Genomic DNA, 11,296 nt, shown 5'->3' with positions numbered 1-11,296 from the left:
ACGCACGCCAACCATGGCGCCGGTCTGGTTCTGGCCAGGCAGGGTGTTCATCGCGTTGGTCACGCCGTAGGTTGCCTGACCCTTGTTCTTGACATAACCCAGCAGCAGGTAGGCGTCGGTGCGCTTGGACAGGGCATAGTCGGCGTTCAGCACGAACATCAGCGAGTCGTTGGCGTCCTTGCGGGCGTCGGTGTAGTAAGCGGCGCCGGTCAGGCTGAAGGCCGGGGTGAACTTGTACAGTGCGCCAACCCAGTACAGGTTGTCCTGGCGGACTACGGTGGCGCTGGTGATTTCGTCGCGCATCCAGCGGTAGCCGGCGAACAGCTTGGCATCACCGAAGGCATATGAGGCGCCGATGGCCGCGCGCTTGGCCGCGGCGCCGGAGGTTGCAATGGTGCTGCCCTGGTACTGGTCATAGGCGACACCCACCGAGACCGGGCCGGTGGCATACGCCAGGCCGCCGCCAAAGTTGGTGCCAACCTTGAAGTGGCCCGGCACTTCGCCGCCGTTGGCGATGGTGCTGTCGCGGCCAAAGCTGTAGAAGCCGGTGGCGGTCAGGCCGCCGAACTTGCCGGTGTACTTGGCGGCGTTGTCGGCACGGCCGTTGAAGCCCTGGGTATCGACCGAGTTGAGCGAGTAGCTGGTGCCGGCACCCATCGGGTCGTAGGCGCCGAACAGGTCATACAGGGAGTTCTGCTGGCGGCCGAGCGTGACGGCGCCGAAGTCGCCCTGCAGGCCGACGTAGGCCTGGCGGCCGAACAGGCGGTTACCCTGGCCGGATTTGCCCGTGTCGAGGTCAAAGCCGCTTTCCAGCACGAAGATGCCCTTCAGGTTGTTGCCGAGGTCCTCCGCGCCGCGAATGCCCCAGCGCGAGCCGGAGAGGCCGCCGGACGTCACGCCCGTGACCGAGCCGCCGCCGTTGGGGCCTTGCACGTGGCTCTGGAAGCTAACGCCGGCATCGGCAATGCCGTAGAGCGTCACGCTGGAGGATTGGGCGAATGCAGCGCCGGAAGCGGCGCACGCTGCGGCTGCGGCGGTCAATGCGAGGAGAGTTTTTTTCACTGTCGATCTCGGTTTCTTGTCTGAGCGAGTAGGGGTCCTGCGCCGGGGAGAGTCATGGAGGCAAGGCGAGCCAGGACTGTCCACCGATCGGCAGCGAGATTGTGGGAGAGAAATGTGACAGCAATAAGTAAACAGTTATGAAAAAATAGATCGTATTATTTTGAAATACGAAATGAATGATCGGAGGCGGCGCAGGCACTGGCTTGCGCAAGGCCGCCAGGTCGGGCCGACGGCGCATGGTGTTGAAGCGATCGCCGAAGAACCAGCCGGTTCGCTTGCGGCCGGATCCAGGACTCACGGCGCGACGCTGAACGCGTAGATCCTGTCGTCGCCTGCCACGTAGAGCCGTCCATCCGCGGCCAGAATGGTCACGAAGTGCCGCAGCCCCGGGATGCGGCCGCCCCGGCCGCCGCCGGTGAATACGGGCTGGCCGCTGTCGCCGCGGAACCCGTGCAGCCGGTTGTCGCCTTCTGCGCCGGCAATCCATACGATGCGGTCGGCGCTGCCGTCACTGGTCGTGGTGATCGGGCTACCGGCACCGTTCACCTCCGCGCACCAGGCCGTGCTCAAGCCGCCGCGGGACGGCGCGCTGATCCGGAGCACGGTCAGGCCACCCGTGCCCAGGCCGCCGGGACACGCCGAGCCGTCGCCCTGGAATGCGACAAAAACGCCTCCTGGTCCTGAATAGGACGCAGGGCCGTTGCGGATCGGCCCCTGCGACACCTGCCGCACATCGAGCGCACCTCCGATGCCGCCCAGATTTTCCCGGTCCAGCAGATACGCCTTGCCGTCCTTGCCCAACGCGACGATCAGCCGCCGCCCGTGCAGGTCGATCGGCATCGGGTTGGTGCCGCCGAGGTCGAGGTCGTCCTGGTCCAGTCGCAGCCAGTCGGCCGGCGCAAACGCGTCGCGTGGGCTTGCGGACCTGTGCAGATCAGGAGCGAGGCGAATGACGGCCTCGCCATCGCTCCAGGTGCGCACGCCGTCGGTGTTGCCAGTGGCGACGAACAGGGCACCGTCGGCCGCGGCGATTCCCCCCGGTGCCCAAATACCGCCCTTGCGCCCGCGGGTCTCCCAGCCGCCGAACACGCCGGGACGGTCGAGCCGCAGGCCGACCACCCAGCCATGGTAGTCGCCGCAGTCGCCGAAATGGCCGCCGTACGGCACGAACAGCCGTCCATCGAGGATCACCAGCGCGCCTCGTTCATTCTGCAGGCGCGGAGCGAATGACATCCCTCGCGCCCGCAGGCCCTCGGCGATATCGACCGGCCAGCCTTGCAGTACCGAGCCGTCGCGCAGGGACAGCCCGTACACCAGGTGCCTGGGACCCGGCTGCCGAACCACCATCGCGTCGAGGTATAGCGCACCCGCCTTGGGATCGATCACCGGTGTTCCAGTGATGCCAAGTGGATCAATGTTGCCGCAGGGCAGCGCGCTGCGCGGCGCCGGCGGCCCGAGCGCGGTGCGCCAGACAGCGTGGCCGGTCGCGGCATCGAGCGCATACACGACATTGGCTTCTGTCGCGACGATCAACAGCCCGCTCGCCGCGCCAGGCGGGCGCCAGTAGAGCGGCTGGGCATAGATATGGCCCTCGACCCTGCCGTCGAAGCTGGCGTCGCGATGCAGGTGCGGCGCGCTTTGCCAGGTCAGGCCGGGCACGACATACTGCCCGCTTCGGTTGTCGGCCTGGTGATAGCCGGGGACGGCGTCGATACCCTGCGCCCACGCCGCGCCGGCATGGACGCACATTGCCAGTCCGGACAGGACGAGAAACCGCATGGTTTGTCTGGCGAGCGGCACCTGCACCTCCATCCCTGCCCAGCCGGCAACGCCTGAGCGAGCGCGAAGCCGCTAGGCGTCATGCCCTGAGCGTTGAGCAGCCTTCCCTTGAGGGCTTGATCGTCAAGCGAAATCTTAACGTCGTTCCGCTTTGTTCGTTCCGATTCAGAGCGGGGATAGAAAGGCGTCCACCTGCGCTCGCAGCGGCCTCGTCCGCTGACGGCAAAGCGATCCACGGATCCACGTCCCTTTGCTTTCATTCGGCCCACCGATTGCGGATTCCTGGCGAATCTGTCCACCCTCTCCAAGGGCAAGCCTTTCCCAGGCCGCCCGCCCCGGAGCGTTCCAAATCCGCGAACCGCCGGTTCGAATCTTTCGGATGGCCCGGCGCCGGGCCCAAAAATATACTGGCCGGCAGCCCCAGAGCCATCGATGGTGCATCCTCGCCCGCGCCGGCCCGGCGCTCACACATAAGAACCAAAGATCCGGAGACACGCGTGAAATCCTTCCAGGCCCGCTTGCGCCTGCTCGCCCTGTGCGGCAGCGCCCTTACCGCCATCGTTGCCGCTTCGCCTGCGCTTGCCCAGCCGGATGCGTATCCTTCCAGGCCGGTCACCATCGTGGTGGCGTTTGCCCCGGGCGGCATGACCGACATCGTGGGCCGCCTGCTGGCGGCGGAGCTGTCGCAGGCGTTCAAACAGAGTTTCGTGGTGGAGAACCGCCCCGGCGCGGCCGGGCAGGTCGCCACCGAGTACGTGGCGCGCAAGCCCGACGATGGCTACACCTTGCTGCTGAGCGCCACCGGCCATGTGATCGCGCCGGCGGTGCAGAAGAGCGTGCGTTACCAGCCCGTGAAGGATTTCGAGCCGATCGCGCTGATCGCCAAGGCGCCGAACCTGCTGGTGGTGAATCCGTCGGTACCCGTCAAGACCGTGCAGGAGTTCGTCAAATGGGCGAAAGCGCAGCCCAGCGTGCCCTATGGCTCGGCCGGCGTGGGCGGGTCCACCCACCTGGCCGGAGAGTTGTTCCGGCAGGTGGCCGGCGTGCCGCTGGTGCATGTGCCGTACAAGGGTGCGTCGCCTTCCACCAACGACGTGGTGGCAGGGCAGATCCCGATGGTGTTCCAGGATTCCATGAGCGTCTCGGCCTTTATCGCCGCCGGCAAGCTGCGCCCGATCGCGGTCACCAGTGCTGAGCGCAGCAAGCTGTTCCCCGATCTGCCCACCATTGCCGAAGCCGGCTACAAGAACTACGACCTCTATACCTGGCTGGGCCTGTACGCGCCGGCCGGCACGCCGCCCGAGATCGTGGCGCGGCTGAACCGGGAGGCCAATCGCATCATGAGCTCGCCGGAGATGGCGGCCAGGCTGCGCAAGCAGAGCGCCGAAGCGGCGGGCACGCTGGGGCCGGCGGCATTCCGCAAGTATGTCGAGGCCGAGGTGGCCAAGTGGCAGCGCACCGTCCAGATCACCGGGGTGAAGGTGGAGGAATGAAACCGGACGAACCAGATCGCGGAGCGATATCGATGCAAAGTCAATCGGATGCGGCGGCCATGCAGGGTGCGGACGCCTTTTATTTCGGCAAGCTGGCGCAGGGCAGCTTTGTCATTCCCCGCTGCACGGATTGTGGCCGCTGGCACTTTTTCCCGCGCGTGCTGTGTCCGCACTGCGGCGCCGATGTGCTAGCGTGGCAGGCGCCGTGCGGCGGCGGCACGGTGTACTCGACCACCACGGTGCGCAGGAAGGAAGGCGACTACAACGTCTGCCTGGTCGATCTGGACGAAGGGCCAAGGATGATGAGCCGGGTCACCGGCATCGTGCCGGATGCGGTCAGGATCGGCATGCGCGTGCGGGCGGAGATCGTGCAGGAGGAGACCGGCCCGCTGCTGGTATTCGTGCCCGGCGAGGTGCAGCGATGAGCCATGCAGGAAACGCGCGCGGCGCGATCGCCATTCTCGGCACCGGGATGGCTGGCCTGGGCCACGCCGGTGGCCGCACCGAGCAGGAGATCATCGCGCAGGCGGCGCATGCAGCCGTGAAAGCCAGCGGCCTGCGCATGTGCGAGATCGACGGCATCATCACCGCCAGCCTGACCTCGCCATGGTGGGTGATGCGGATGGCCGAATACCTCGGCATCCGGCCGCGCTTTTCCGACAGCACCATGTTCGGCGGCTCGTCCTTTATCGCCGACCTGAAGATCGCGGCCATGGCGATCGAGGCCGGCGAATGCGACAACGTACTGATCTGCTACGGCAGCACGCCGCGCAGCGTGCCCAGCAGTTCGCGCCTCAACCAGATGCGGGCCGAACTGGACCCGCAACCCTACGAGCACCCGTACAAGCCCTTCAACCCGCCCAGCAGCTACGCGTTGGCGGCGGCGCGCCATATGCACCAGTACGGCACCACGCGCACGCAACTGGCAGAGGTGGCGGTGGCCGCGCGCAAGTGGGCGCAGCGCAATCCCGATGCCTTCTCGCGCGATCCGCTCACGCTGGACGACGTGATCCACGCCAAGATGATCTCCGACCCGCTCACGGTGCGCGATTGCTGCCTGGTCACCGATGGCGCCGGGGCCTTCGTGGTCACGCGCGCCGACCGTGCGCGCGGCCCGCATGCGAAGCCGGTCTATGTGCTCGGCTGCGGCCACGCACACTGGCACCGGCAGATCTCCTGCATGGACGACGTGACGGTCACGCCCGCCGTGGAGTCGGGGCGCAAGGCATTCGCCGAGGCAGGCCTGGCGCCGGGCGACATCGACGTGGTGGAGCTGTACGATGCCTTCACCATCAACCCGATCCTGTTCCTGGAGGACCTTGGCTTCTGCGCCAAGGGCGAGGGCGGTGCCTTTGTGTCCGGCGGGCGCATCGAGCCCGGCGGCGCTTTTCCGATGAACACCAACGGTGGCGGGCTGTCCTGCACCCATCCGGGCATGTACAGCATCTTCCTGGTGATCGAGGCGGTCACGCAGCTGCGCGGCGAGGCTGGCGCCCGGCAGGTCGGGGGCGCCGAAGTCGCGCTGGTCCACGGCAATGGCGGCGTGCTGTCCAGCCAGGCCACGGCCATTCTTTCCACCGCGCTGTAGACGGGCGCAAGTCCTCAACACTACCGGGATCCTGACTTTCATGACCTCCACGTTGACCTCTTCGTGCGCTTTCGTCGCGCTCACCCCCACCGTGCAATACGGCCGCCTGGGCCGAACCGCCGTCCTGCTGCTCGACAACCCGCCGGTAAACGGCCTGGGCGACAGCGTCCGCCTTGGCCTTTTCGACGGCCTGGCCAGAGCCGGGCAGGACGAGGCCATCGCCGCCATCGTGATCCTCGGTGCCGGCAAGGGGTTTTGCGGGGGGGCGGATATCCGCCAGTTCAATACGCCCGCCGCTACCGCGCAGCCGATGCTGCGCCAGGTGATCGCGCGCATCGAGCAGTCGGCCAAGCCGGTGGTTGCCGCCATCCATGGCGTGGCGCTCGGCGGGGGCATGGAGCTGGCGCTGGGCTGCCATTACCGTATCGTCAGCACCGATGCCAGCCTGGGGCTGCCGGAAGTGAGCCTCGGCCTGGTGCCGGGCGGCGGCGGCACGCAGCGCCTGCCGCGCCTGATCGGGGTGCCGGTGGCGCTGGACCTGATCCAGTCGGGCAGGGCCGTGCGCGGGGACCAGGCCGTGGCGCTTGGCATGGCGGACGCGTTGATGGAGGGAGAGCCGCTGGCCGCGGCAGTCGCCTTTGCCGGCCGCGTGGCGGGTTTGCCGGGCGCGCATCCCGTGATCGCCCGCAAGCCTTGCGCCGATGCCGCCGGTACGGACTTCGCGGCGCGCACCGCGGCGGTCAGCGCCAGGGCGCGCAATGCGCTGGCGCAAGGCGCGGCCATCGCCTGCGTGGAGGCGGCCACGCGGCTGCCGCTGGAGGCGGGGCTGGATGACGAGCGTGCCCGCTTCGACCAACTGGTGGCGGGCACGGAATCGAAGGCGCTGCGGCATCTCTTCTTTGCCGAACGGGAGGCGCCCAAGGTGGCGGCCTTGCCTGCCGGTGCTGCATTGCGCCCCGTCGCGCGGGTGGGCATCCTCGGCGCGGGCACCATGGGTGCCGGCATCGCCATGGCGTTCGCCAATGCCGGCATCCCCGTGATCCTGCTCGAGCAGCAACAGGCAGCGCTCGCGCGCGGACTGGCGCAGATCCGCCGCAACTACGAGATCACCGCCGGCAAGGGCAAGCTCACCGGGCAGGACATCGCGCGGCGCATGGCGTGCATCACGCCCACGCTGGACGATGCCGTGCTGGCGGACGCCGACCTGGTGATCGAAGCGGTGTTCGAGGCGTTGGCGGTCAAGCAAGCCGTGTTCGCCCGGCTCGACGCCGTCTGCAAGCCCGGCGCCATCCTCGCCACCAATACATCCCGGCTGGACATCGATGCCATCGCCGCGGCGACGTCGCGCCCGCACGATGTGATCGGGCTGCACTTCTTCAGCCCGGCCAATGTGATGAAGCTGCTGGAAGTGGTGCAAGGCGCGCGCACCGCGCCGGCGGTGACCGCCACCTGCATGAAGATGGCCCAGGCCATCGGCAAGCTCCCGGTGCTGGTGCGCGTGTGCGAAGGTTTTGTCGGCAACCGCATGCTCACGCCCTACTGGCGCGAGGCTGGCTTCTTGCTGGAGGAGGGCGCCTCGCCGCGGCAGGTGGACGGTGCTCTCACCCGTTTCGGCATGGCCATGGGCCCGCTGGCCATGGCGGATCTTGCCGGCATGGACATCAACTGGGCCACGCGCAAGCGGCTCGCGCCCACGCGCCCGGCGCACCTGCGCTACTCGAAGGTGGCCGACCGCATCTGCGAGCTGGGCCGCTTTGGCCAGAAGACGAACGCAGGCTACTACCGCTACGAGCCTGGCAGCCGGACCCCGCTGCCGGATCCCGGCATCGACGCCCTGATCCGCGCTTGCGCGGAGGAGGCCGGCGTCGCGCGCCGCGAAGTGGGCGACGAAGAGATCGTGGAGCGCTGCATGCTCGCGCTGGTCAACGAAGGCGCGCGCATCCTGGAGGAGGGCATCGCGCAGCGCGCGTCGGACATCGACGTGGTGTACGTGCATGGTTATGGCTTTCCCGCGTGGCGTGGCGGGCCGATGTTCTATGCGCAGACCATCGGGCTGGACCGCACGCTTGAGAAGATCCGGGCGCTATACGCCGGCCATGGCGAACACTGGACCCCGGCGCCGCTGCTGGTGCGGCTGGTGGCCGAGGGGCGGCGGACCTTCGCGGCCGGTTGATCCGGGGTGTGCGTTGCCCTGCCGGGGGACTTCCAGCCCAGCGTTTTCCAGGGGGCTGATGCGGCTGCGCCGGGAATCGGCACCGTCCGGCACGCCGAGGCGATAGAATTGAGCGCTTGAATATCTCGCCTTTTCAGGTAGCCCCGCATGATGTCCCCGCAAATGACCGGATTTCCTCCATCGCTGCGGCGCGTGCTGCGCCCGCTGGCGGATCCGGCGCGCCGTTACCGCCATGCCCGGCTGATTCATGCGCTCCGGGTCGGACTCGGCCTGCTGACATCGATTGCGCTGACTACCGGCATCCACCTGCCCCATGGGGAATGGGCGTCCATCACGCTGCTGGTTGTCATCGGCGGCCTGCAGCACCATGGCAATATCCGCAAGAAGGCGGCCGAGCGCGCGCTCGGCACGCTGATCGGGGCGGGGGCAGGGCTGGCGATCATCCTGCAGCAATCGTATTTCCAGGCGCCCTTGCTCAGCTACGCGCTGATCGTGGTCGCCTGCGCCATCTGCGCGTATCACGCGATCGGCAAGGGCGGCTATATCGCGCTGCTTTCCGCCATCACCATCTTCATCGTTGCCGGCCACGGCGAGAACGCGATTGCCGACGGGCTGTGGCGCACGGCGGATGTGTTGATCGGCATCGCCATCGCACTGCTGTTCTCTTTCGCCTTGCCCCTGCACGCCACCTATTCCTGGCGCTACAAGCTTGCCGAGGCCCTGCGCAGCTGCGCAAGAATGCACACGGCCATCGCCACGGACGCCAGCCTCGACAAGGCCGTCCTCCAGAAAGCCATGATCCTGCAAGGCGGCCTGCTGGTGCAATTTCGTTCCCTGATGCCATCGGTCGCCAAGGAGACCGGGGTTTCGATGGAACAACTGGAAGCCATCCAGCACAGCATGCGCGTCAGCATCAGCCTGCTCGAGGTGCTGGCCGCCACGCGCCCGCGCGAGGAGCACGAGCTGGACAGGGCCTTCCTCCGGAATCATCTCGGCGACGAGACGCGCCGCATCAACGCGATGCTGATCGGCATGGCGCGCGCGCTGACGTATGGCGTGGTCGCGCGCCTGGCGCCGCGCGGCAGTTCGCGGCTCGAGCGGGTGGCTGGCGAAGTCCCCGCGCGATGGGCTGGCTATGTATCGCTGACGCAGCGCCTGTCCGGCGAGTTCGACGCACTGCGGCAGCACCTGGCTGCTATCGCGGACCGGTGGAATATCTGATGCCGGCGAGGCGCTTCGGCCTCCGGCCGCAGCGCCCGGTCCGCTCGCCCCTTACCGCTTGCGCTGCAGGAACGCGTTCATGAAGCGCTGCGGCTCGCCGGTCTCGAAAGCGCTGCCGAACTCCGCCACGCTGTTGTCGATGGCGAGCTCCAGCGGCGCTTCTTCCCACTCGCGCAGCAGCCGCTTTTGCTGCCGCAGCGCGGCGGGACCGAAGCTGGCCAGCAGCGTTGCCACGCGTTCGATTTCCGCATCGAGTTCAGCCAGCGGCACGACCTTGCTCACCAGGCCCCAGGCCAGCGCTTCGCGGGCGTCGGAGATCTCGCCGGTCAGCAGCATCCAGGCGGCGCGCGCATTGCCGATCAGCCGGGGCATCAGCGCGGCGTGGATCACGGAAGGAATGCCCACCTTGACCTCGGGCATGCCAAGCTGGGCGTTGTCCGCGGCGATGCGGATATCGCAGGCCAGCGCCAGCTCCAGGCCGCCGCCCAGGCACCAGCCCGGCATGCGCGCGATCACCGGCGCGGGGAAGTGCCGCACCGCATCGCACAGGCCGCGCAGGCCGCTGATAAAGCGCTCGCCGCTGTCGCGCGTCAGGGCGGCCATTTCCTTGATATCCGCGCCGCCGATAAAGCCTTTTTCCCCGGCGCCCTGCATGATCAGGACGCGGATCCCGTCGCGGCCCGCCAGCTCGGACACGGCGCGCGTCAGCGCGGCGATCACCGGGGTGCTCAGGATGTTCAGCGAACCTGCCTCGCGGATGGTCAGGGTGGCGACGCCGAGTGCATTGACTTCGACGCCGGCGTAGTGCTTCGTATCTGCCTGGCTCATGGCTTCGTCCTACTGCAGTTTGGTGAAATGGATATCTTCGACGACCTTCTTCCAGTGCGCGTTCTGGACCCGGATCAGGTCGCCGAATGCCTTGCGCGTGGTCGGGCTCGGCATGGCGCCTTGCTTCTCGATGGCGGCGACCACCTCGGGCTCGGCCAGCACGTGGCGCACCGCCTCGTTGAGCCTGTCCAGGATAGGCTCGGGCGTGCCGGCAGGCGCGCCCAGGCCGAACCAGGACGGGTTGTTCATGCCCGGCAGGCCGGCCTCGGCATAGGTGGGCACGTCGGGCAGCACCGCCAGCCGCTGCCTGGCTGCCACCGCCAGCGGGCGCAGGCGGTGGCCCTGGATCAGGCCGGAGGAGGAGGGGATGTTGTCGAACACGACCTGGATCTGTCCCGCCACCGCGTCGTTGAGCGCCGGGCCCAGGCCCTTGTAGGGCACGTGGAGCATCCGGGTGCCGGTCTCGTTCATGAACAGTTCGCCGTTCATATGGCTAAGGCCGCCATTGCCCGAGGAGCCGAACGAGTACTTTCCGGGATTGGCCTTCAACAGCTTGATGAAGCCGGCGAGATCGCTGGCCGGAAAGCCGGGGTTGACCACCAGCACATTGGGCACGTCGGCGAGATTGCTGATCGGCGCGAAGTCCTTGACGGGATCGTACGCCGTCTTGGCATAGACGTTGGGATTCACCGCGTGCGAGCTCTCCACTTCCATCACCAGCGTGTAGCCGTCGGGCGCCTGCCTGGCCGCGTAGGCGCTGCCAACGGCGCCGCCGGCGCCCGGGCGGTTCTCCACCACCACGGGCTGCTTGAGCACGGTGCCGAGCCGGGTGCCGACGATGCGGGCGATGATGTCGGTGGTGCCGCCGGCCGCGTAAGGCACGATCAGCTTGACCGGCTTGTCGGGGTAGGCCGAGGCGTGCGCGCCGCTGGCAAGGCCCAGGCCCGCGAGCAGGGTGGTGGCGAGGATGCGTGTGTTCAAGTCTTGTCTCCGGGTATCAATGTGGTTCTGGTGCGTCGCTGCTGTTCCGCGCTTCGTGTCTCGTGTCGTGCCTGGTGCCTGGTGCCTGGTGCGGCCGGATCGGGAGGCCGACCGCCGTCAGGTGTCCGTGCGCATGCCCTGCATGCGTCTGTTGTATTCGCCATGCTCGTC

The 11,296-nt window shown here is 67.8% G+C and carries 9 protein-coding genes; 5 read left to right on the top strand and 4 right to left on the bottom strand.

Going from position 1 to position 11,296, the window contains the following annotated elements; translation table 11 throughout:
* On the bottom strand, positions 1-1,062 hold a 1,062-nt coding region (locus P3W85_RS22450; RefSeq protein WP_276266399.1), incomplete at its 3' end, for a porin.
* A gap of 294 nt (positions 1,063-1,356) precedes the next feature.
* Positions 1,357-2,841 carry a PQQ-binding-like beta-propeller repeat protein gene (locus P3W85_RS22445; protein WP_276266398.1) on the bottom strand — a complete coding sequence of 495 codons (1,485 nt, stop codon included), beginning with the start codon at positions 2,839-2,841 and terminating at the stop codon, positions 1,357-1,359.
* A gap of 497 nt (positions 2,842-3,338) precedes the next feature.
* On the opposite strand from P3W85_RS22445, the gene P3W85_RS22440 reads away from it, so the two are divergent.
* The 5 genes from P3W85_RS22440 to P3W85_RS22420 all read left to right on the top strand — a co-directional run bounded on the left by P3W85_RS22440 (position 3,339) and on the right by P3W85_RS22420 (position 9,316).
* Positions 3,339-4,334, top strand: a complete 996-nt coding sequence (locus tag P3W85_RS22440) for a tripartite tricarboxylate transporter substrate binding protein (protein WP_276266397.1) — start codon at positions 3,339-3,341, stop codon at positions 4,332-4,334.
* Between the two features lie 32 nt (positions 4,335-4,366).
* Entirely contained in the window at positions 4,367-4,759 is a 393-nt protein-coding gene (locus tag P3W85_RS22435) for a Zn-ribbon domain-containing OB-fold protein (RefSeq protein WP_276266396.1), read from the top strand.
* Entirely contained in the window at positions 4,756-5,922 is a 1,167-nt protein-coding gene (locus tag P3W85_RS22430) for a thiolase (protein ID WP_276266395.1), read from the top strand. Before P3W85_RS22435 ends, P3W85_RS22430 begins: the two co-directional genes overlap by 4 nt.
* Positions 5,923-5,962: 40 nt before the next feature.
* Positions 5,963-8,095 (top strand): 3-hydroxyacyl-CoA dehydrogenase NAD-binding domain-containing protein, encoded by a 2,133-nt coding sequence (locus P3W85_RS22425; RefSeq protein ID WP_276266394.1) that lies wholly within the window; start codon positions 5,963-5,965, stop codon positions 8,093-8,095.
* Between the two features lie 147 nt (positions 8,096-8,242).
* Complete coding sequence (locus P3W85_RS22420; RefSeq protein WP_276266393.1) at positions 8,243-9,316, top strand: FUSC family protein; 1,074 nt, start codon at positions 8,243-8,245, stop codon at positions 9,314-9,316.
* A gap of 51 nt (positions 9,317-9,367) precedes the next feature.
* Here the strand turns inward: P3W85_RS22420 and P3W85_RS22415 are convergent, their stop codons facing one another.
* Together P3W85_RS22415 and P3W85_RS22410 are read right to left on the bottom strand one after the other, a co-directional pair.
* Positions 9,368-10,144, bottom strand: coding sequence for an enoyl-CoA hydratase (locus P3W85_RS22415; RefSeq protein ID WP_276266392.1), 777 nt, complete (start codon positions 10,142-10,144; stop codon positions 9,368-9,370).
* Positions 10,145-10,153: 9 nt separating this feature from the next.
* A complete protein-coding gene (locus P3W85_RS22410; protein ID WP_276266391.1) occupies positions 10,154-11,125 on the bottom strand; it encodes a Bug family tripartite tricarboxylate transporter substrate binding protein in 972 nt (323 codons plus the stop codon).
* Positions 11,126-11,296: the final 171 nt, after the last annotated feature.

The sequence above is a fragment of the Cupriavidus basilensis genome (assembly GCF_029335485.1).
Classification (GTDB): Bacteria; Pseudomonadota; Gammaproteobacteria; order Burkholderiales; family Burkholderiaceae; genus Cupriavidus; species Cupriavidus basilensis_E.
The sequence above is the reverse complement of the archived record's forward strand: the minus strand, read 5'-3'. Positions and strand labels throughout refer to the sequence as shown.

Coding starts and splice junctions, on each gene's coding strand:
- P3W85_RS22415 (WP_276266392.1), bottom strand. CDS start 10,144: ATGAGCCAGGCAGATACGAAGCACTACGCCGGCGTCGAAGTCAATGCA.
- P3W85_RS22420 (WP_276266393.1), top strand. CDS start 8,243: ATGATGTCCCCGCAAATGACCGGATTTCCTCCATCGCTGCGGCGCGTG.
- P3W85_RS22425 (WP_276266394.1), top strand. CDS start 5,963: ATGACCTCCACGTTGACCTCTTCGTGCGCTTTCGTCGCGCTCACCCCC.
- P3W85_RS22445 (WP_276266398.1), bottom strand. CDS start 2,841: ATGCGGTTTCTCGTCCTGTCCGGACTGGCAATGTGCGTCCATGCCGGC.
- P3W85_RS22435 (WP_276266396.1), top strand. CDS start 4,367: ATGCAAAGTCAATCGGATGCGGCGGCCATGCAGGGTGCGGACGCCTTT.
- P3W85_RS22430 (WP_276266395.1), top strand. CDS start 4,756: ATGAGCCATGCAGGAAACGCGCGCGGCGCGATCGCCATTCTCGGCACC.